The organism is Blastococcus sp. KM273128 (genome assembly GCF_021698975.1).
GTDB lineage: Bacteria > Actinomycetota > Actinomycetes > Mycobacteriales > Geodermatophilaceae > Blastococcus.
On record NZ_SSXA01000076.1, the window covers coordinates 1 to 19,897 of the forward strand.

Consider the following 19,897-nt stretch of genomic DNA (forward strand, 5'->3'; position numbering starts at 1 on the left):
GCGATGACCAGCCGGGTGCGCAGAGGCGCCCCGGCCCGGCCCGGGGGCGGGGGTGCTCCGCGGGCAGTCGCCCAGGAGGAGCATCGGTTCCCGGGCGCGTCGCTTCACGCTGCGCACTCGTTCCGTCACATAACATCCGCACGGCGCGTCGTGGGCGTGCGTCGCACACCGACGACCGGGGGGCACGGCATGGCGGACCCGGACCGGGGGCGGCGCGAGGACGACACCCGCCCGACCCAGCGGTGGGACCGCGTCGTGGAGCCGGGTGTGCTGCCGGTCGGGGGTCTCCCACCGGTGCCGCCGGTGCCCGTCCGCGCGGATGCCTCCCGGCCGAGCGCCCACCCTGCCGCCGGCGGCCGGACGGGCACCGTCGCCGAGGACCCGGCCGAGCGGCGCTGGGACGACGGCCCGTGGGACGAGCACTGGGACCAGCTGGCCTCGGACGACGCGTCCTGGGAGGACGGCTCCTGGGACGGCGGTTCCTGGGACGGCGGTCCCTGGGATGACGGCTCCGGCGAGGGCTCCTGGGACGACGGCTCCGACGAGGACTCCTGGGACGACGGACCCGCGGACGAGGACGGCGACGAGCAGTCCGGGCCGCCCCGCCGCCGCGAGCCGCGCTGGCAGAAGGTCTCCCGCGGGATCGGCGAGCTGCTGGTCACCGCCGGGCTGGTGCTGCTGCTCTTCGTCGTCTACGAGGTCTACGTCACCGACCTGCTCACCGAGCGCCGCCAGGACCAGCTGAGCACCGAGCTGCAGGAGCAGTGGGCGGCCGCCCCGGAAGAGGCAGGCCTGGTCCAGGTCGAGGTCGGCGACGCCTTCGGCGTCCTCCGCATCCCGCGCCTGGGCGAGGACTACGCCCGCGTCATCCTCGAGGGCACCACCGAGCGGGAGCTCTCGCAGGGGCCCGGTCACTACGCGGACACCGCGATGCCGGGGGAGCCCGGGAACGTCGCCCTGGCCGGCCACCGCGTCGGCAAGGGGTCGCCCTTCCTCGAGCTCGACGCGATGCGCCCCGGTGACCCCGTCGTCGTGGAGACCGTCGACACCTGGTTCGTCTACCGCGTGCTCGGCGACCCGGCCACCGGCGACCTCGAGGCCGACCCCAGCGGCATCCCCGGCCAGCAGATCGTGCTCCCGTCCGACGTCTCGGTGATCGCCCCGACGCCGAACGCCGACCCCTCGGTCGGCCCGACGGGCTCCTACCTCACCCTCACCACCTGCCACCCGCGCTTCTCCGCGCGGGAGCGGCTGATCGTCCACGCGCGGCTCGACGGCGCGGGCATCCCCAAGTCGGAGATGCCCGACGGCCCGCCGGCCCTGCGCGAGGGCTGACCCGGACCCCGGAGGACCGCGATGTACGGCTGGATCTGGCGGCACCTGCCCGGTGGCAGGGGCCTGAAGGCGGCGCAGTCGCTGGTGCTGGCGCTCGCCGTCTGCGCCCTGCTGCTCCTGGTCGTCTTCCCGTGGGTGGAGCCGCAGCTGCCCTGGAACGACGTCACCGTCGACGGCTGAGCCCGATCACCGGTCCAGCGCGGCCAGCACGGCGTCGAGCACGCGCCCGGCGCCGGAGCGGACGACGTCGTCGGTGACCAGCCCGGTCTCTGCCGCAGCCTCGTCCACGGCCCGCTGCGCGGCGGCGTCGTCCAGCCCCGCGGTGTTCAGCGCGACCGCGACGACCCGCGCCGGGCGCACCCAGCCCGCGGCCTGCTCGTAGCCGCGGACGATCTCCGCCAGCGGCGGCAGCGCCGTGCCGGGGTAGTCGGCGATCGCGGCGCGCCCGGCCCGGTGGCACAGCACCAGCGCGTCCGCCGACGACCCGTGCAGCAGGCCGAGGGTCACCCCCGAGTAGGCGGGGTGGTGGATCGAGCCCTGCCCCTCCAGCCAGAGCAGGTCGCCGCGCGCGGCGCCCTCCCGCACCAGCCGGTCCGCGGCGCCGGCGACGAAGTCGGAGATCACGTGGTCGACGGCCATCCCCCAGCCCGCGATGGCCACGCCGGTCTGCCCGGTGGCCACGAACACCGAGGCCAGGCCACGGTCGCGGGCGGCCCGGTCCAGCTCCAGGCCGACGCTCATCTTCCCGATCGCGCAGTCCGATCCGACCGTGTGCACCACCCGGGCACCCACCGGCCCGGGCAGCGGCACCCCGAGGTCGTCGGGGACCGCCCGCAGGTCGCGGATCCCGACGCCGGACGCCCGGGCGGCGGCCGCGAGTTCTGGGTCGGCGCCCAGATCGGTGTGCAGCCCGGCCTCGACGTGCATGCCGAGCCGCAGCGCCTCCAGCAGCGACGCGCGCCAGGCCTCGGTCAGCCGGCCGCCGAGCGGGGCGACGCCGAGCAGCACCGTCGTCGCCCCGAGCTCCCGGGCGGCCGCGACGTCGGCGACCACGGGGGCGGGGGAGGCGCAGAAGGGGACGACGTCGACCGCCCGCCGCCCGGTGTGCGCGGGATCGACGACGCAGGCCACCTCGCGGGTGCCGTAGCGCAGCACCCCGTGGGCGGTCTTGGCGTAGGACTCGGCGAGCTGCCCCCCGGTCAGGACGGCGAGGCGCTCCCCGGTCACGCCGCGCCCCCGGACGGCTCGACGCCCAGGCCCGGCGCGTCGGGCAGCACCACCCGGCCCGCGTCGAGCCCGAGGCCGGTGAACGGCTCGTCGGCGATCAGCAGGTGGGCGTCGAGGTCGATCAGGTCGGCCAGCGGCCCGAGCTGCGCGGCCTGGGCGATGCCGAGCGGCGACTCGATCATGCAGCCGAGCATCACCCGCAGGTCCAGCGCGGCCGCCGCCGCGAGCATCCGCTGCGCCTCGCGGATGCCCCCGCACTTGGCCAGCTTGACCACGATGCCGTCCGCGTAGCCGGCGACGGCGGGCACCGAGGCGAGGTCCCGGCACCCCTCGTCGACGTAGACCGGCAGCCGGTCGGGCAGCTCCCGGTAGCGGGCGAAGGAGTCCAGGTCGCCGGCGGGGAACGGCTGCTCGACCATCTCCACCCCCAGCTCGCGCAGCCGCGGCAGCAGCTCGCGGGCCTGGTCGAAGGTCCACCCCTCGTTGCCGTCGATCCGCAGCCGGGCGCCGGTCACCGAGCGGATCGCCTCCAGCCGCTCGAGATCCGCCGGGCCGCCGACCTTCACCTTGTAGACGGCGAAGCCGGGGGCGCGCCGCACGCGGGCGACGGTCTCCTCCACGGTGGCGATCCCGATGGTGAAGCTGGTCGGCGGCAGCACCCCGTCGAGCCCCAGCAGCCGCCACACCGGCTGGCCGTAGCGGCGGCCCACCCAGTCGTGGACCGCGCCGTCGAGCGCCATCTTCGCGCCCTGCGGCCCGTCCCAGGCGCGCAGCCGCCGGGCGATGCCCTCGACGTCGCGCAGGTCGTCGCCCAGCAGCGCGCGCCCGTCCGCGGCGACGGCGCCGGCCATCCCGGCCACGGACTCGCCCCAGTAGGCCACCGGCGCCCCCTCGCCGCGCCCGCGGACCCCGCCGTCGTCCACCTCGACGACGAGCACCTCCTCGGTGTCCACCGACGAGCGGGCGATGGTGAACGTGTCGCGCAGGTGCAGCGTCAGGGGACGGCAGGTGAGCTCCACCCGGGCAGTCTGGTGGCCCGCCGCCCCCCGCGGCTACCGGTTGCGGCCCAGGGCGTCGTGGCTGGTCACCCAGTCGCCGGCCAGGATCGCCGAGGTCAGCGAGATGTCACCGGCCAGCACCACCCCGGCGCAGATCTCGGCGAACTTGTGCACCTTGTCCCTGCCGTAGCAGCCGAGCACCTCCAGGCACTCCCGCTGGGTGGGCAGCCCCGTGCCCCCGCCGTAGGTGGCGACGATGAGCGAGGTCAGCGTCGTCGACCAGTAGTAGTCGCCGTTCTCCAGCAGCTGGGTGTAAGTGACGCCGGAGTGCGACTCGGCCACGTTGGCGGCGTCCTGCCCGGTGGCGATGAACACCGCCGTCAGACCGTTGGCCGCGTGCGCGCCGTTGTAGGCCGCGCCGGACATGAAGGCGCCGGCCATGCCGACCTGCCGGTACTCGAACAGCTGCCGGGTGCTGACGCCGGTGAGCCGGCCCAGCACCTCGTCGGGGATCGTCACCTCGGCGACGACGCGCTTGCCCCGCGTCATCAGCATGTTGATCTGCGAGTGCTTCTTGTCGGTGTCGATCGCGCCGGAGAGGACGTAGCGCGGGTGGTCGGGGTGGTTCTCGCGGATCCACTCGCACGCGGCGAGCGTCGCCTTGCCGGTCATGTTCTGGCCGGCGGCGTCCCCGGTCGTGTAGTTCACCCGCAGGTAGCGCAGCGGGCCGATCTGGTGCTGGCCGATGTAGGTCAGCCGCCCCGAGCGGGTCGTGGCCTCGGCCGCGGCACGGATGCCGTCGGTGTTCTCCTCCACCCACCGGCCGAACTCCCGGGCCGCCAGGGCGTCGTCGAACATGAAGGCGGGCGCGCGCTGCATGTGGTCGTCGACGACGGTGGTCCGCGCGCCGCCGCACTCGGCGATCACCCGCATCCCGCGGTTGTAGCTGGCCACCAGCGTGCCCTCGGTCGTCGCCATCGGCACGAAGAAGTCGCCCCGGGCGTGCTCGCCGCGCAGCGTGAGCGGCCCGGCCAGGCCCAGCGGGACCTGCGCGACGCCGGTGAAGTTCTCGATGTTGCCGGGCAGGACGGCGGGGTCGACGGAGTAGCGGCTGACGTGGTCGAGCCCCGCGCCGGTCTGCTCGGCGACGAAGGCCTGCCGCTTGTGCGCCATCTCGTCGGTGTAGTCGTGCTCCCGGTCGCGAGGGATGCGGGCGCGGTGCGAGGGCTGGACGTCGGTCATGGGACACCTCGGCGGGACGACGGTCGGGCCCCCGATTGTGGTCTGGATCACTCCCCGCCGCTCGTCCGGCGGAGGGTCACGGACCGGCAACGATCCCCGGCGCCCGAGTCGCCAACCTGCGGATACGGGAGCAAGGTCGAGGTGGACGACCTGCCCAGACACCGGAGGTTCCCGTGCGCACGACCCGATCGATCACCCTGGGCGCCGCCGGCGCGCTCCTCCTCAGCGCGTGCAGCGGCGGCGGCGAGAGCGTCGACACCGGCGCGACCGGTGGCGGGGGCGGCGGCGACGTGCTGGTGGCCGCGGTCAGCGCCCAGCCCGACCAGTTCGACCCGCACGTGACGAGCGCCTACCCGAGCTTCCAGGTGCTGGAGAACGTGTACGACACCCTCGTCGTCCCCAACGCGCAGGACCTGACGATGGAGCCGAGCCTGGCCACCGACTGGGAGGTCAGCGAGGACGGGCTCACCTGGACGTTCAACCTGCGCGAGGACGTCACCTTCCACGACGGCAGCGAGTTCGACGCCGCCGACGTCGTCTACTCCTACAACCGGATCATCGACGAGGAGCTCAGCAACGCCTACCGGTTCGCCACGGTGGAGAGCGTCGAGGCCGTCGACCCGCAGACCGTCGAGATCACCGTCAGCCAGCCGACCCCCAACCTGCCCGCGCTGATCGGCGCCTTCAAGGGCATGGCGATCCTCCCCGAGGGCGCGGCCGATGAGTACGACCTCACCACCGAGGCGGTCGGCACCGGGCCGTTCACCCTGGAGAGCTCCGACGCCAGCAGCACCGAGCTCGCCGCGTACGAGGACTACTGGGGCGGCGCGCCGAGCGTGGGCGGGGTCGAGTTCCGCTACATCACCGAGCCGGCCGCCGCGCTCACCGCGCTGCAGAACGGCGAGGTGCAGTGGACCGACAACATCCCGCCGCAGCAGATCGAGTCGCTCGAGGGCGACGACTCCGTGGAGCTCGCCACCACGCCGAGCGTCGACTACTGGTACATGAGCATGAACTACGACCGGGAGCCCTTCGGCAACCCGCTGGTCCGCCAGGCGATCGCCACCGCGGTCGACCGGGCGGCGGTCACCGAGGCGGCCCGGTTCGGGGCGGCGCAGCCCAACCAGACCGCGATCCCCGAGGACAGCTTCTTCTACTACGACTACGCCCCGTTCGAGCCCAGCGCCGAGGAGGCGCAGTCGCTCATCGAGCAGTCCGGCGTCCAGACCCCGATCTCGATGGGGCTGATGGTCACCGACGAGTTCCCCGAGACCGTGACCGCCGCCCAGGTCATCGCCAGCCAGCTGGAGCCGATCGGGGTCGACGTGGAGGTGCAGACGGTGGACTTCGCCACCTGGCTGGACCGGCAGGCGCAGGGTGACTTCGACGCCTTCATGCTCGGCTGGCTGGGCAACATCGACCCGTTCGACTTCTACCACGCGCAGCACATCACCGACGGCTCCAGCAACTACCAGGGCTACAGCAACCCGCAGGTCGACGAGCTGCTCACCCAGGCCTCCACGGAGACCGACGAGGACGCCCGCAAGGAGCTCTACGACCAGGCCGCGACGCTGATCGTCGACGACGTCTCCTACCTGTACCTCTACAACCCCGACGTCGTGCAGGCCTGGGCGCCGGGGCTCTCCGGGTACGAGATCCGCGCCGACAAGGCGATCAACTTCGAAGGCGTGGAGCTGCCCTGACCGGCTACGTCCTCCGGCGGGTCGGCCAGTCGGCGGTCGTCCTCGCCGGGGTGAGCGTCATCGTGTTCGCCCTGGTGCACCTCGTACCGGGCGATCCGGTGCGGCTCGCGCTGGGCACCCGGTTCTCCCAGGAGAGCTACGACGCCCTGCGCGAGCGGTCGGGGCTGGACCAGCCGCTGGTCGAGCAGTTCTTCGGCTGGACCGGCCGGGCGCTCACCGGCGACCTCGGGGTGAGCTTCCGCAGCGGCGAGACCGTCACCTCCCTGATCGCCGAGCGGCTGCCGGCCACGCTGACGCTGGCCTTCGCCTCGATCCTCGTGGCGCTGCTCATCGCCGTCCCGCTGGGCACGGTGTCGGCGCTGCGCCCGCGGTCGCTGGTCGACCGCGTGGCCACGGTGATCAGCCAGTTCGGCATCTCGGTGCCCGACTTCTGGATGGGCATCGTGCTGATCCTGGTCTTCGCCGGGACGCTGGGCTGGCTGCCCTCGGGCGGCTACGTCCCGCTCACCGAGGACCCCGGCGGCTGGCTCCAGCGGCTGCTCATGCCGGCGCTGGTCACCGGCGTGGTCTCCGGCTCGGTGATCACCCGGTTCGTCCGGTCCAGCGTGCTCGAGGCCCTGGGCGCCGACCACGTGCGGACGGCGCAGGCCAAGGGGCTGGGCACCCGCCAGGTGTTCACCTGGCACGTCCTGCGCAACGCCCTGCTGCCGCTGGTCACGGTGACCGGCGTGCAGCTGGCCTACCTGCTCTCGGGGGTGGTCGTCGTCGAGATCGTCTTCTCGTGGCCGGGGCTGGGGCAGCTCGCGCTGCAGGCGGTCCAGGCGCGCGACTACCCGGTGCTCCAGGGCGCGATCCTGCTGTTCGCGCTGGTCTTCCTGGTCATCAACCTCGTCGTCGACCTGCTCTACTCCGCCATCGACCCGCGGATCCGCCGATGAGCATCCAGCCGACACCCGGCCCCCCGCCCGGCCAGGGGCGCGGCGGCGACCGGCCGCCGGAGACGCCGGAGGAGCCCCCGGGCGGGGCGCCGCAGCGGGAGGCCGGGCCCGCCGCGCCCACGCTGCGCCCGGCCCGCCCGCGCTGGCGGGAGACGCTCAGCCTGCTCGCGCACAACCCGACGGCGGCGATCGCCTCGGTGCTGCTGCTGCTCATCGTGGTCGTGGCGTTCTTCGACGACACCCTCGCCCCGCAGGGGGCCAACGAGATCTCGGTGGCCGACCGGCTCCAGCCGCCCAGCTGGGAGCACCCGTTCGGCACCGACGACCTCGGCCGCGACATCCTGAGCCGGGTGATCCTCGGCGCCTCGGTGTCGCTGCGGGTCGGCTTCCTCGCGGTCGGCTTCGCGCTCGTCGTCGGCACCCTCATCGGCCTGCTCGCCGGCTACTACGGCAGGTGGGTCGACGACGTCCTCATGCGGTTCATGGACATGCTCTTCGCGTTCCCGGCCGTGCTGCTGGCGATCGCCGTCCTCGCCGTGCGCGGGCCCGGGTCGGGCAACACCGCGCTGGCGATCGGCATCGTCTACACGCCGATCTTCGCCCGGGTCACCCGCGCCAGCGTCCTCGGCGTGCGCGAGGAGGTGTACGTGCGGGCCTCCCGCTCGGTCGGGGCCTCGGACTGGCGGATCCTGACCCGCCACATCCTGCCCAACGCCGCGCCGCCGATCATCGTGCAGACCTCGATCAGCCTGGCGTTCGCGGTGCTGGCCGAGGCGGCGCTGTCGTTCCTCGGCCTGGGCACCCAGCCGCCGAACCCCTCGTGGGGGCTGATGCTGGCCGAGGGGCGCGGGTTCATCGAGCTGGCCTGGTGGCTGGCGTTCTTCCCGGGGATGGCGATCTTCCTGACCGTGCTCTGCTTCAACCTGCTCGGCGACGGGCTCCGCGACGTGCTCGACCCGCGCCAGCGCACCCAGATGGCCGGGAGCTCCCGGGCGGCCGCCACCGAGACGGGGGGTGAGGCGTGACCGCGCCGGTGCTGGAGGTCGAGGACCTGCGGGTGCGGCTGCGCACCCCGCGCGGGCCGGCCGACGTCGTCAACGGGCTGAGTTACACCGTCGGCGCGGGGGAGACCGTCGCCGTCGTGGGGGAGTCGGGCAGCGGGAAGAGCGTCTCGGTGCTGGCGCTGCTCGGCCTGCTCCCCGCGCGGGTGGCCACGGTGACCGGCCGGGCGCTGCTGCAGGGGGAGGACCTGCTCACCATGCCGCCCGAGCGGCTGCGCCAGGTGCGCGGCCCGGGCGCGGGGATGGTGTTCCAGGACCCGATGACGTCGCTGAACCCGGTGCTCACGATCGGCCGGCAGCTGGTCGAGGGCATCCGGGCGCACGGCGACGTCTCCAAGCAAGCCGCCCGCTCGCGCGCCGCGGACCTGCTGCGCGAGGTCGGCCTGCCCGATCCCGAGCGGGCGCTGGACCGCTACCCGCACGAGCTCTCCGGTGGCATGCGCCAGCGGGTGGTCATCGCGATCGCGCTGAGCAACTCCCCGTCGCTGCTGATCGCCGACGAGGCGACGACGGCGCTGGACGTCACGGTGCAGGCGCAGATCATCGACCTGGTCGAGAAGCTGCAGGCCGAGCACGGCACCGGCGTCATCTGGATCACCCACGACCTGGGCGTGGTCGCCGGCATCGCCGACCGCGTGCTGGTCATGTACGGCGGCCGGTGCGTCGAGGACGGCACGGTCGACGACGTCCTGGAGCACCCGGCGCACCCGTACACCCGCGGGCTGCTCGGCTCGCTGCCCGACCTCGCCGCGCCAGCGGGCCCCGACGGCGAGGTGCCCGAGCTCACCGCCATCCCCGGGCTGCCGCCCCCGCCCACCGACCTGCCGCCGGGCTGCGTGTTCTGGCCGCGCTGCCCCGTGCGGGCCGATCCGCGCTGCGAGACCGAGCAGCCGCCGCTGGCCGTGGTCGGCTCCTCCGGCGGGGCGCTGCCGCACCGGGCGGCGACCTGGTGCGCCGAGGAGGAGGTGCCCCGTGGGTGACGTCCTGGTCTCCGCCCGCGGGCTGGAGGTGCACTTCCCCGTGCGCGGCGGGGGCAAGGGCGGCGGCGTGCTGCGCGCCGTCGACGGGGTGGACCTCGACGTGCTGCGCGGCGAGACGCTCGGCCTGGTGGGGGAGTCCGGCTGCGGGAAGTCGACGCTCGGGAACGCGCTGCTGCGGTTGGTCCCGCCTACCGGGGGGACCGTGACCTTCGACGGCACCGACGTCACCTCGCTGGACCGCCGCGGGCTCAAGGAGATGCGCCGCCGCGCCGGGATGGTGTTCCAGGACCCGTTCGCCTCGCTGGACCCGCGGCGCACCGTGGCCCAGACCGTGAGCGAGCCGCTGGAGGTGCACGGGCTGCGCTCGGGCCGGCGGGAGCGGGCCGCCCGCGTCGCCGAGCTGCTGGAGCTGGTAGGCCTGGACCCGGCGGTGGCGGGGCGCTACCCGCACGAGTTCTCCGGTGGTCAGCGCCAGCGGGTCGGCATCGCCCGGGCGCTGGCCGGCGAGCCGGACTTCCTGGTGTGCGACGAGGCGATCGCCTCCCTCGACGTCAGCGTGCAGGCCCAGGTGCTGAACCTGCTGCGCCGGCTCCAGCGGCAGCTCGGGCTCACACTGCTGTTCGTCTCCCACGACCTCTCCGCCGTCCGGCACATCTCCGACCGGATCGCCGTCATGTACCTGGGGCGGATCGTGGAGATCGGGCCGGCCGCGGCGGTCGGCGCCGACCCGCAGATGCCCTACACGCAGGCGCTGCTCTCGGCGGTGCCGGTGCCGCACCCGGCCAAGGAGCGGGCGCGGGAGCGGATCGTGCTGCGCGGCGACGTCCCCTCGCCGTCGGCGGTGCCCTCGGGCTGCCGGTTCCGCACCCGCTGCCCGTACGTGTTCGAGCCGTGCGACGACGTCGACCCGGCGCTGCAGCCGGCCGGTGCGCCCGGCCAGCTGGCGGCCTGCCACCTGCACGGCGTCGAGGGCACGCCGGTCACGGAGACCCCGGAGGGCGTCACCGCCGACCCCTGACGCCGTTGATCATCGTCGTCCGGCTGCCCGACACGCCGGCAGTGGCCGCCGGATGACGATGATCAACCCCGAAGGGGGCTGCGGCGTCAGACGGACTCGCCCACCAGCCGGGGGCGGGCGGCGGCCAGCCCCACGGCGAGCTGGGCGACGACGACGCCGAGCAGCAGCCACAGCCCGGGCGCCCACCCGCCGGTGACCTCGTGCAGCAGCCCCACCGCCAGCGGCCCGGTCGCGGCCACCAGGTAGCCCACGCTCTGCGCGGACGCCGAGAGCCGGCCGGTCTGCCCGACGTCGCGGGTGCGCTGCAGGATCAGCGTCATCGCCAGCGGGAACGCGATGCCGGTGCCCGCGCCGTAGAGCACCGCCCACAGCAGCGGGGCGGCCGCGGGGGCGATCAGCAGGCCGGCGATGCCCGCGACCACCGGGAGCGTGCCGGCCAGCACCCACGCGCCCTGGCCCGGGCGGCGCGCGGCCAGCGGCGGGACGACGAGCGACGCCGGCATGCCCAGCGCGGCGGCGAGCGCCAGCAGCCCGCCGGCGGCGACCGACGAGACCCCGGCCTCGGCCTCCAGCACCTCGGCCAGCCAGGTGAGCATCGCGTAGAACGACAGCGACTGGAGCCCGAAGAAGAGCGTCACCGACAGCGCCACGCGGTCGCGCAGGACGGCGGTGCGCGCGCCGGCGGGGGCCGCCGGCGGGGGCGGCACCGCGCGGCGGGCCCGGGTGAGCGCGGCCATGCCCAGCAGCGCCGCCAGCACCGGCACCACCCACAGCAGCAGGCCGGTGACGGCGCTGCCGCCGAGCGCGGCCAGCGGCTGCGCCAGCCCCGCGCCGATGCTCGCCGAGCCGGCCATCGCGGCGACGATCATCCCCAGCACCACCGCGCTGCGCGTGCCGTACTCCGCGCGGGCCGCGGCCGGCAGGAGCACGTTGGCCACGGCGATGCCACCGGTGAGCAGCACCGTGCCGGCGAAGAGCCCCGGGACACCGGCCAGCCGGAGCACGACCCCGGCCGCCAGCGCCACCACGCCGAGCAGCACCGCCCGGTGCACCCCCAGGCGAGCGGCCAGAGCCGGCGCGAACGGCGAGACCAGCCCGAAGCAGACCAGCGGCAGCGCGGTGACGACCGCGAGGGCGGCGGTGGAGAGGCTCAGCTCGTCGCCGAGTTCGGCCAGCAGCGGGCCCACGGCGGCGAACGGCGCGCGCAGGCACAGCGCCACCAGCACGAGGGCGGCCGCCGGCAGGGCGAGGCGCCAGGCGGTGCGCCGCCCGGTGGCGGGGGTGGTCACGAGCGGGCGCTGCGGCCGAGATCGTGCTCGATCTGGGCGGCGGTCTCCAGCAGCGGCGGCACGTACTCGTGCTCGAGCTGCGCCAGCGAGGTCCGGCTCGCGCTGACCGACAGGTTGACCGCGGCGACGACGGCGCCGGACCGGTCGCGCACGGGGGCGGCGGCCGAGCGCAGCCCCTCCTCGAGCTCCTGGTCGACCATCGCGAAGCCGCGCTCCCGCACGCCGTCGAGCACCCACCGCAGCACCCCGGGATCGGTGACGGTGCGCCCGGTGAGCGGCGCCAGCCGGGCCCGGTCGAGGTATGCGGTCAGCTCGTCGTCGGGGAGCCCGGCGAGCAGCACCCGCCCCATCGAGGTCGCGTACGCGGGGAACCGCGTGCCGACGGTGATCATCACGGTCATGATGCGCTTGGTGTGCACGCGCGCGACGTAGACGACGTCGTCGCCGTCGAGGACCGACAGCGAGGAGGACTCCTCGACCCGCTGCACCAGCGCCTCCAGGTGCGGCTGCGCGACGTCGGGGAGGGTCAGCCCCGAGAGGTAGGAGTAGCCGAGCTCGAGCACGCGGGGGCGGAGGGAGAACTCCCGCCCCTCGGCGCGGACGTAGCCCAGCTGGACGAGGGTGAGCAGGAAGCGCCGGGCGGCCGCGCGGGTGAGGCCGGTCGCCCGGGCGACCTCGCTGAGCTGCAGGCGGGGGTGCTCGGCGTCGAAGGCGCGGATGACGGCCAGGCCGCGGTCGAGGGACTGCACGTAGGTGCCGTCCCGGACGGGCGCCGGCCGCTCGTCGGGCGCGGAGGTCACGGCGCTCCTTCGGTGCGTGGTGGGGGTGAGCGCGATCACCATACTGTGCGCATGCTGAACCGGTGTGCGTTGTGCGCACGCATGACGGTCGCATCACGACGGATTGACGTGACTGCTCTCACGTGCAAGCGTCTCATGCGTTCACATCGCACACACGCGTTCGCACAGCGAACACACCCGGTCGCCGACCCAAGGAGATCTCATGCGCCGCACCGTGGCCGCGCTCGTGGCTGCCCCCCTGCTGCTGGTCACCGCCTGCGGCGGCTCGGACGACGAGCCCGCCGGCAACGCCGGTGGTGGCGGTGGCGGTGAGGGCGCCGCGCTGGAGGAGGTCTCGGTCGGGGTCATCCCGATCGTCGACGTCGCGCCGATCTACCTCGGGCAGCAGCAGGGCTTCTTCGAGGACTGCGGCCTCGACGTCACCCTCGAGACCGGTCAGGGCGGGGCGGCGATCGTCCCCGCGGTGGTGAGCGGCCAGTCGCAGTTCGGCTTCAGCAACATGACCTCGCTGCTGCTCGCGGCCAGCGAGGGCCTGCCGCTGCAGGTGGTCGCCAACGGCGTCGCCTCCACCGGCGAGCAGGGCGCGGACTTCGGCGCGGTCGTCGCGCAGCCCGACAGCGGGATCACCGGCGCCGCCGACCTCGCCGGCCGCACCGTCGCGGTCAACACGCTCAACAACATCGGGACGACGACGGTGCGCGAGTCGGTCCGGGCCGCCGGCGGCGACCCGGACAGCGTGCAGTTCGTCGAGCTGCCGTTCCCGGAGATGGCCGCCGCGCTGGAGCAGGGCAACGTCGACGCCGCCTGGGTGGTCGAGCCGTTCGTGGCCGTCGCCACCGACGCCGGCGCCCAGGTCGTGGCGTCGAACTTCGTCGACACCGCCGACGACCTCACCGTGGCCACGTACTTCACCAGCCGGCAGTACGCCCAGGAGAACCCCGAGGCCGTCGAGTGCTTCAGCGACGCGATGGCGCAGTCGCTGGAGTACGCGCAGGAGAACCCGGACGCCGTCCGCGAGATCCTCGGCGAGTACACCCAGATCGACCCGGCGATCGCCGAGGCGATGACCCTGCCGGCCTGGCCGGCCGAGATCAACCGCGACTCGGTGCAGACCCTCTCCGACCTCGCGGTCGAGGACGGCCTGCTCGACGAGGCTCCGGACCTGGACGCCCTCCTGCCGTGACCGGTTCCACCGCTACCCGCACGCCGGCGGGTGCCGCCGCGCCGCCGGCCCGTTCCCGAGGAGCGGGCCGGCGGCGGCCGGTGCCGGCCTGGGCCCTGGGGCTGCTCGGGCTGGTCGTCCTGGTGGCGCTGGTCGAGATCGCCCCGCGGATCGGCCTCGTCCCGCGCCGCTGGTTCCCGCCGTCGTCCGAGATCGGCGCGGAGCTCGTCGCGCAGGCCGGCCGGCCGGAGTTCTGGACGGCGGTCCTCCAGACCCTCGAGGGCTGGGCCATCGGGCTGGCCATCGCCGCGACGGCCGGCGTGCTGCTCGGGCTGCTGCTGGGCACCTTCCGCTTCGCCCGCGAGTTCAGCGCCTCCACCATCGAGTTCCTCCGCCCGATCCCCTCGGTGGCGCTCATCCCGATCGCGGTCCTGCTGTACGGCAACGACCTGGAGAGCGAGCTGCTCCTGGTCGTCTACGCGTCGTTCTGGCAGATCCTCATCCAGGTGCTCTACGGCGTCCAGGACGTCGACCCGGTCGCGCAGGACACCGCGCGCGCCTACGGGCTGGGCCCCTGGGCGCGGGTCCGCCACGTCACCTGGCCCACCGCGCTGCCCTACGTGATGACCGGCCTGCGCCTGGGCGCGGCGGTGGCGCTGATCCTCGCGGTCACCGCCGAGCTCGTCATCGGCACCGCCGGCCTCGGGCAGCTGCTCAACAACGCGCAGAGCAGCGGCGCGGTCGCGGCGACCTACGCCATCGTCGTCGTCACCGGCATCCTCGGCGTCATCGTCAACCTGGTCTTCCGGGCCGTCGAGCGGCGCTCCCTGTCCTGGCACCCGTCCCAGCGAGCGGAGGTGGCGGCGTGAGCGTGCTGCGTCGCGTCGGGATGACGCTGGGCCTGCCGGTGATCCTGCTCGCCGCCTGGTGGTTCGCCAGCGCCGGCAGCACGAGCTTCTTCTTCCCGCCGCTGTCGGAGATCCTCGACAGCCTCGTCGAGGAGTGGTTCGGCCCGCGGCTGGCCGCCGACGTCTGGCCCAGCCTGTACCGGCTGGCGGCGGGCTACGCGCTCGCCGTCGTCGTCTCCCTGGCGCTGGGCGTGCTGATCGGCACCTCCCGCACGGTGCGGGCGCTGACCGAGCCGGTGTTCGAGTTCTTCCGGGCGATCCCGCCGCCGGTGCTCGTGCCGATCTTCATCCTGCTGTTCGGCCTGGGCGACGGGATGAAGATCGTCGTCATCGCCTTCGGCTGCATGTGGCCGATCCTGCTGAACACCGTCGAGGGCGTGCGCGCCGTCGACGAGGTGCTCAGCGACACCGGGCGGGTCTACGGGCTGCGCGGCTGGTCGCGGCTGCGGCACCTGGTGCTGCCCAGCGCCAGCCCGCAGATCTACGCCGGGCTCCGGCAGGGGCTCTCCGTCGCGATCATCCTCATGGTCATCAGCGAGCTGTTCGCCGCGGAGAACGGGCTCGGTTACGCCGTCGTCCAGGCGCAGCGCAGCTTCGCCATCCCGGAGACGTGGGCGGGGATGCTCATGCTCGGCCTGCTCGGCTTCCTGCTGTCGCTGCTGTTCCGCCTCGTCGAGAACCGGCAGCTCGCCTGGTACCACGGCCTGCGCCGCGCCCAGCGCTCCTCCTGATCTCTCCCGGAAGGGGAACCCCGTGCTCGACGTCCGTGGCATCCAGAAGGTCTACGAGAGCAAGGACCGCACGGTCGAGGCCGTCCGCGACCTGACGTTCACCCTCCCCGCGGGTGAGCTCGCCTGCCTGGTCGGCCCGTCCGGCTGCGGCAAGACGACGCTGCTGAAGATCATGTCCGGCCTGCTGGAGCCGACCTCCGGCGAGGTCCGCATGGAGGGCCAGGTCGTGAACGGCCCGCCGCCGGGCATGGCGGTGGTGTTCCAGGAGTACGGGCGGAGCCTGTTCCCCTGGATGACGGTGCGCGACAACGTCGAGCTGCCGCTGAAGCAGAAGAAGCTGGCGCCGGCCCGTCGGAAGGAGCTGGTCGAGGAGTCGCTGGCCGCCGTCGGCCTGGCCGAGGCGCACGCGGCCTACCCGTGGCAGCTCTCGGGCGGCATGCAGCAGCGGGTGGCCATCGCCCGGGCGGTCGCCTACGAGCCGCACGTGCTGCTCATGGACGAGCCGTTCGCGGCGGTCGACGCGCAGACCCGCGCCGACCTCGAGGACCTCATCCGCGACCTCTGGCACCGCTTCCAGGTGACGACGCTCTTCGTCACCCACGACATCGACGAGGCGGTCTACCTCGGCCAGCGGGTGCTGATCCTGTCCAACTCGCCGACGGTGATCCGCGACGACCTCGCCATCGACCTGCCCGACCAGCGCGACCAGCTCACCACCCGCTCCTCGCCGCGGTTCGCCGAGCTGCGGGCGCGCGTCTACGAGCAGATCCACCGCAGCAAGGACGCCGCGGCGGACGCCGACGCCGAGCAGCCCGTGGCCGCCGGGCCGGTGTCCGGGCCCGCCCCCGCGGCCCCCGACCACTCGGGGTTCTGAGGACGGGCGCCGACTTCCGGGAAGTCGGCCCCCAGCACGCGGTCCGGGGCCCGACTTCTGAGAAGTCGGGCCCCGGACCTCTGCCGTCAGCGGGCGGCGCGCTCCGCCCGGGCGAAGCCGCTCTGCAGGAAGCGGTCGATGTCGTACCAGCTCGGGCCGGCGCGGTTGACGACCCGCTCGGCCCCGACGTGGTTGGTCATCCACGTCGTGGAGACCCGGGCCCCGATGATGTCGTCGACCGAGTGGCCGGCGCCGGGTACGAGGGTGAACCGCCCCTCGTTCCCGGCCGCCGTCGTCGTGTCGTAGACGAGCTGGCTCTGGTTGTAGGGCAGCAGCGGGTCGGCCAGGCCGTGGAGCACCCAGATCGGGATCTCCTCGCCCTCGATGTAGCTGCTCGGGTCGGCGGCCTCGGTCTCCTCGGGGCAGGCCTGGATGCTCACGAGCTGGGTCGGAAAGACCTCGCCGGGGCAGGAGATGAGCCGGCTCTCGGGCGAGTCGGGCGCGTCGTGCGGGTAGATGCCGGGCTGCATCGGGAGGTCGTTCTCGGCGGCGAAGGTGTCCATCGAGAGGAAGTCCGTCGGCGGGAAGAACGGCACGGCCACCTGGACGGCGCTGGAGGTCCCGTCCACGCCGGTCTCCCCGGGCAGCTCGAGGATGTCGCTCGTGGTGGCGGCGAACGCGGCGGACCAGCCGCCCGACGAGTTGCCCATGAAGGCGAAGCGGTCGGGGTCGAGGCCGTACCGGCCGGCGTTCTCCCGCAGGTACCGGACGGCGGCGCGGACGTCGTGGCCCTGCGCCGGGAAGCGGGCGTCGAAGCTGGAGCGCACGTTGATCGCCGCGACGGCGTACCCGCGGCCGGTGAACTCCTCGACGACGTCCAGCGCCTGCTCGCCGGTCTTGACGTCGTTGCTGAACCAGGCCGAGCCCGAGTGCCAGATGACCAGCGGGAGGCCGTCCCTGCCCCCGCGCGCGTCGGGGATGTACAGGTCGAGCAGGTTGCCCGGCGTGGCGGGCCCGTAGGCGAGGTCGCCCACGACGGTGGGTTCGGCCTGCGGCGGCGCCGCCTGGGCCGGCGCGGCGAGCGTCAGGGAGAGCGCGGCGGCAGCGCCGCAGCCGGCCGCGAGGCCCCTGCGTGCGCGTCGTGCGGTGGAGTGCATGGCGGTCGAGCTCCGTTCGTCGGAAGCGTGCGGAAGCTGAGCGGCTGTGACGCTAGGCACAGTTGGCGGCAGTCGCGTAGACGAACTTCCACTCGCCGGAACGCTCCGGTAGATCGGTGCGGGACGGCGCCCGCCGCCGGCGCGAGAGACGCCGGATCGGGCGTCCGGCGTGGCGGACACGCCCGATCTGCCGCACCTCGCCGCGGGCACGGGTCGCGGCGTCCGCCTGCCCGGCACCGGGAGCGGCGCGCGACGCACTAGCCTCGACGGCGCCAGGAGGGCTCGCCTAGTGGCCGATGGCGGCGGTCTTGAAAACCGCTATGGGGTAACACCCATCGTGGGTTCGAATCCCACGCCCTCCGCTCCTGACCTGCGGGTTTGCGCTGACCGATGGGCTCCACCGACGGGCGTCCGCCGCCGCCGCCGACTTGCGTGCCCGCTACGTGCCCGTACGGTTCGGCGTCGTGCCCGCCGCGAGGCGCCCCAGGCGGGCTGCGACCTCGGCGTCGCGCCGCTCGGCCGCGTGCTGATAAATCATCGCCGCGCGGGACGACGAGTGGCCGGCACGTCGCATGACCTCGGCCAGGGTCGCCCCGCTCTGCGCCGCCAGGGTGAGTCCCGCATGCCGCAGGTCGTGCAGGTGGACGTCGGGCAGGCCGGCCGCTCGCCGGGCCGTGCTCCAAGCGGCGTGAACGTGGTGGGCGCGGAGGGCCCTTCCGTCCCTCCGCACGAACAACCGCGCGGTCGGCAGCGCCGGGGAGCGGGTCCTCAGGTGCTCGGCCAGGGCCGAGACGCCCTGCGGGGGGAGGTGGACGACGCGCTGGCTGCCCGCCTTCGGTGGGCACTCCACGGGGCCCGCGTCCGTCTCCACGACCTGCCGCTGCACGGCCACGGTGCCTGCGTCCATGTCGATGTCGCCGATGCGAAGGGCCAGCAGCTCGCCGAGGCGCAGATGGGCCCAGAAGGCAAGGTCGACGAGGCCCCGGAGGTTCTCGGGCATATGGGCGGAGAGGTGCTGTACCTGGTCGAGGTCCAGCAGTGGTCGCTCGTCACTGCGGGCCTGGCCCGCACCCGTAATCCGGCAGGGATTCCGGGGGAGCGCGTCATCGGCAACGGCCGTGGCCAGGACGGCGTGGAGGAGGGCGTAGGCCTGTCTGGTCGCGGTCGGGCCGGTGGCTGCGCTCGTCTCGGCGTGCCACCGCCGCACCGCGGCCGGGGTGATCCGGTCGAGCGGCAGGCCTCCGAGCGTGGGGAGTACCCAGCGGTCGAGGGAGTGCTGGTAGGTCTCGCGGGTCCGCACGGCGAGGGAACGACCTCGAACGGTCCGCTCGGCCAGCCACGCCTGGCTGTACTCGCGGAGCGTGACGCCGCTGCGCAACGGGTCGAGCCAGACGCCGCGACCCATGTCGACCTCCACTGCGGCCAGGAAGCGTGCCGCGTCGGTCTTGGTGGCGAATGTGCTCGGTGCTGCCCGGTCCCGGCCGTCCGGGCCCGGGTAGCGGGCCTGCCACCGGCCGGAGGGAAGCTTCCGCACGCGACCGAAACGCCGTCTACTGCTGCTTGCTGGCATGACCCAACCTTGGCCGCCTTCGGCTCAGCAGGGGACTCCCCTGTGGACGAACAGTCGACGCCCTAACGGCAGGGCACCCGGCCGGCCGCCACAAAGGCGTCCAGCGCGCACCGCTCGAGACGCACGTGCTTGCCGAGCTTGACGTAGGGGATCCGCCGTTCGCTGATGAGGCGGCGGATGAAGCGCTGTCCTGTGCCCAGGTACTCGGCGGCCCGGTCGATGGTGAGCAGCTGACCGGGGTCACCGAGGGGTGTGGGCTCGTGGGCGGAGGCCCGGGGTGTCGCTTCCCTCCGTCGGTTGTCCCGGACCATGTTCAGCGACCGCCTGCTGGGAGGGTGTCCGAGCCCCGCAGGTAGGGCCCGAGCGTGCCGCTGAGGGGTGCGCTCGCTCCGGGGGTGTCGTCTCCTGCGTCCCGGTGCGTGCGCCGGTTGCGGCGTGGGTTCACCGCCGGCTCCCCGGGTCGTTGGCGACCTGGCCGTGCTGAACGTCGATCCAGCTGCGGAGGTCGTCGGCGCGGTAGAGGACGCGGCGGCCGAGGCGGAAGCTGCGTGGGCCGGTGCCGAGGTGGCGCCAGTACCGCAGCGTGGCGACGGGCGCGCGCAGGAGTTCAGCGGCTTCGACGATGGTGAGCAGTTCGGGCTCATGGCCGGCGGGGCGGTCGGGCATGGCGGCGGACTCCGGATCCGATCGACTGGTGTGGCCTTCCGCTGTAGAAGGCGCCTTTTCGAGCCGTTTGGTGACAGCTCACAACGAGCTTCTTCCGACGCCTCCAGGTTTTCTCCTGTACCTCTCCTGCCGAGCCCGCGGCGGGCGTCGGCGGAGGCCGCCCACTCATCGGCCGACGCCTGGGGCGGTGTCACGCCGGGGGAGGGACGGGCCGAGGCGCTCGTCCTCGGGCCGGGGG

At 74.0% G+C, this 19,897-nt stretch carries 20 protein-coding genes and 1 tRNA gene; 12 read left to right on the forward strand and 9 right to left on the reverse strand.

The window, feature by feature from the left end:
• Window positions 1-189: 189 nt before the first annotated feature.
• On the forward strand, window positions 190-1,335 hold the full coding sequence (locus tag E9529_RS17675) for a class E sortase (protein WP_236832580.1): 1,146 nt from the start codon (window positions 190-192) through the stop codon (window positions 1,333-1,335).
• 21 nt (window positions 1,336-1,356) lie between these two features.
• On the forward strand, window positions 1,357-1,515 hold the full coding sequence (locus tag E9529_RS17680; protein WP_236832581.1) for a hypothetical protein: 159 nt from the start codon (window positions 1,357-1,359) through the stop codon (window positions 1,513-1,515).
• A gap of 6 nt (window positions 1,516-1,521) precedes the next feature.
• On the opposite strand, the gene E9529_RS17685 is transcribed toward E9529_RS17680, so the two are convergent.
• From E9529_RS17685 to E9529_RS17695, 3 genes are read right to left on the reverse strand one after another with little or no spacing between them, the layout of a single operon-like run.
• A complete protein-coding gene (locus E9529_RS17685; protein ID WP_236832582.1) occupies window positions 1,522-2,562 on the reverse strand; it encodes a DUF1611 domain-containing protein in 1,041 nt (346 codons plus the stop codon).
• On the reverse strand, window positions 2,559-3,581 hold the full coding sequence (locus tag E9529_RS17690; RefSeq protein WP_236832583.1) for a dipeptide epimerase: 1,023 nt from the start codon (window positions 3,579-3,581) through the stop codon (window positions 2,559-2,561). The genes E9529_RS17685 and E9529_RS17690 overlap by 4 nt, the downstream gene beginning before the upstream one ends.
• 33 nt (window positions 3,582-3,614) lie before the next feature.
• Window positions 3,615-4,802, reverse strand: coding sequence for a hydroxymethylglutaryl-CoA reductase (locus E9529_RS17695; protein WP_236832584.1), 1,188 nt, complete (start codon window positions 4,800-4,802; stop codon window positions 3,615-3,617).
• 173 nt (window positions 4,803-4,975) lie between these two features.
• On the opposite strand from E9529_RS17695, the gene E9529_RS17700 reads away from it, so the two are divergent.
• The 5 genes from E9529_RS17700 to E9529_RS17720 are packed head-to-tail and all read left to right on the forward strand — an operon-like array spanning window position 4,976 to window position 10,502.
• Window positions 4,976-6,505: an ABC transporter substrate-binding protein gene (locus E9529_RS17700; RefSeq protein ID WP_236832585.1), complete on the forward strand. Its 1,530-nt coding sequence runs from the start codon at window positions 4,976-4,978 to the stop codon at window positions 6,503-6,505.
• Window positions 6,502-7,443, forward strand: a complete 942-nt coding sequence (locus E9529_RS17705) for an ABC transporter permease (protein ID WP_255709400.1) — start codon at window positions 6,502-6,504, stop codon at window positions 7,441-7,443. The genes E9529_RS17700 and E9529_RS17705 overlap by 4 nt, the downstream gene beginning before the upstream one ends.
• The gene (locus E9529_RS17710) at window positions 7,440-8,468 is read left to right on the forward strand and encodes an ABC transporter permease (RefSeq protein ID WP_236832587.1); all 1,029 of its coding nucleotides are present in this window, start codon (window positions 7,440-7,442) and stop codon (window positions 8,466-8,468) included. Before E9529_RS17705 ends, E9529_RS17710 begins: the two co-directional genes overlap by 4 nt.
• Window positions 8,465-9,484 (forward strand): ABC transporter ATP-binding protein, encoded by a 1,020-nt coding sequence (locus E9529_RS17715; protein WP_236832588.1) that lies wholly within the window; start codon window positions 8,465-8,467, stop codon window positions 9,482-9,484. Before E9529_RS17710 ends, E9529_RS17715 begins: the two co-directional genes overlap by 4 nt.
• Window positions 9,477-10,502, forward strand: a complete 1,026-nt coding sequence (locus E9529_RS17720) for an ABC transporter ATP-binding protein (protein WP_236832589.1) — start codon at window positions 9,477-9,479, stop codon at window positions 10,500-10,502. The genes E9529_RS17715 and E9529_RS17720 overlap by 8 nt, the downstream gene beginning before the upstream one ends.
• 86 nt (window positions 10,503-10,588) lie before the next feature.
• Here E9529_RS17720 and E9529_RS17725 read toward each other — a convergent pair whose 3' ends face one another.
• Window positions 10,589-11,791, reverse strand: a complete 1,203-nt coding sequence (locus tag E9529_RS17725) for an MFS transporter (protein WP_236832590.1) — start codon at window positions 11,789-11,791, stop codon at window positions 10,589-10,591.
• Window positions 11,788-12,591, reverse strand: a complete 804-nt coding sequence (locus E9529_RS17730; protein ID WP_236832591.1) for an IclR family transcriptional regulator C-terminal domain-containing protein — start codon at window positions 12,589-12,591, stop codon at window positions 11,788-11,790. Before E9529_RS17730 ends, E9529_RS17725 begins: the two co-directional genes overlap by 4 nt.
• Before the next feature lie 202 nt (window positions 12,592-12,793).
• On the opposite strand from E9529_RS17730, the gene E9529_RS17735 reads away from it, so the two are divergent.
• From E9529_RS17735 to E9529_RS17750, 4 genes are read left to right on the forward strand one after another with little or no spacing between them, the layout of a single operon-like run.
• Window positions 12,794-13,774, forward strand: a complete 981-nt coding sequence (locus tag E9529_RS17735; RefSeq protein WP_236832592.1) for an ABC transporter substrate-binding protein — start codon at window positions 12,794-12,796, stop codon at window positions 13,772-13,774.
• Entirely contained in the window at window positions 13,771-14,622 is an 852-nt protein-coding gene (locus E9529_RS22805; protein ID WP_236832593.1) for an ABC transporter permease, read from the forward strand. Before E9529_RS17735 ends, E9529_RS22805 begins: the two co-directional genes overlap by 4 nt.
• The gene (locus E9529_RS17745; protein ID WP_236832594.1) at window positions 14,619-15,392 is read left to right on the forward strand and encodes an ABC transporter permease; all 774 of its coding nucleotides are present in this window, start codon (window positions 14,619-14,621) and stop codon (window positions 15,390-15,392) included. The genes E9529_RS22805 and E9529_RS17745 overlap by 4 nt, the downstream gene beginning before the upstream one ends.
• Window positions 15,393-15,414: 22 nt before the next feature.
• The gene (locus tag E9529_RS17750; protein WP_236832595.1) at window positions 15,415-16,266 is read left to right on the forward strand and encodes an ABC transporter ATP-binding protein; all 852 of its coding nucleotides are present in this window, start codon (window positions 15,415-15,417) and stop codon (window positions 16,264-16,266) included.
• Between the two features lie 86 nt (window positions 16,267-16,352).
• Here the strand turns inward: E9529_RS17750 and E9529_RS17755 are convergent, their stop codons facing one another.
• Complete coding sequence (locus E9529_RS17755) at window positions 16,353-17,423, reverse strand: alpha/beta hydrolase (RefSeq protein ID WP_236832596.1); 1,071 nt, start codon at window positions 17,421-17,423, stop codon at window positions 16,353-16,355.
• A gap of 275 nt (window positions 17,424-17,698) precedes the next feature.
• On the opposite strand from E9529_RS17755, the gene E9529_RS17760 reads away from it, so the two are divergent.
• Window positions 17,699-17,785, forward strand: a tRNA-Ser gene (locus E9529_RS17760).
• Window positions 17,786-17,862: 77 nt separating this feature from the next.
• Here the strand turns inward: E9529_RS17760 and xerC are convergent.
• The 3 genes from xerC to E9529_RS17775 all read right to left on the reverse strand — a co-directional run bounded on the left by xerC (window position 17,863) and on the right by E9529_RS17775 (window position 19,659).
• Window positions 17,863-18,957, reverse strand: coding sequence for a tyrosine recombinase XerC (gene xerC / locus E9529_RS17765; RefSeq protein WP_236832597.1), 1,095 nt, complete (start codon window positions 18,955-18,957; stop codon window positions 17,863-17,865).
• A 98-nt stretch (window positions 18,958-19,055) separates the two neighbouring features.
• Window positions 19,056-19,304: a helix-turn-helix domain-containing protein gene (locus E9529_RS17770; RefSeq protein WP_236832598.1), complete on the reverse strand. Its 249-nt coding sequence runs from the start codon at window positions 19,302-19,304 to the stop codon at window positions 19,056-19,058.
• Window positions 19,305-19,434: 130 nt separating this feature from the next.
• Window positions 19,435-19,659, reverse strand: a complete 225-nt coding sequence (locus E9529_RS17775; RefSeq protein WP_236832599.1) for an AlpA family transcriptional regulator — start codon at window positions 19,657-19,659, stop codon at window positions 19,435-19,437.
• Window positions 19,660-19,897: the final 238 nt, after the last annotated feature.

Coding starts and splice junctions, on each gene's coding strand:
- E9529_RS17770 (WP_236832598.1), bottom strand. CDS start 19,304: ATGGTCCGGGACAACCGACGGAGGGAAGCGACACCCCGGGCCTCCGCC.
- E9529_RS17755 (WP_236832596.1), bottom strand. CDS start 17,423: ATGCACTCCACCGCACGACGCGCACGCAGGGGCCTCGCGGCCGGCTGC.
- E9529_RS17710 (WP_236832587.1), top strand. CDS start 7,440: ATGAGCATCCAGCCGACACCCGGCCCCCCGCCCGGCCAGGGGCGCGGC.
- E9529_RS17775 (WP_236832599.1), bottom strand. CDS start 19,659: ATGCCCGACCGCCCCGCCGGCCATGAGCCCGAACTGCTCACCATCGTC.
- E9529_RS17695 (WP_236832584.1), bottom strand. CDS start 4,802: ATGACCGACGTCCAGCCCTCGCACCGCGCCCGCATCCCTCGCGACCGG.
- E9529_RS17735 (WP_236832592.1), top strand. CDS start 12,794: ATGCGCCGCACCGTGGCCGCGCTCGTGGCTGCCCCCCTGCTGCTGGTC.
- E9529_RS17675 (WP_236832580.1), top strand. CDS start 190: ATGGCGGACCCGGACCGGGGGCGGCGCGAGGACGACACCCGCCCGACC.
- E9529_RS17680 (WP_236832581.1), top strand. CDS start 1,357: ATGTACGGCTGGATCTGGCGGCACCTGCCCGGTGGCAGGGGCCTGAAG.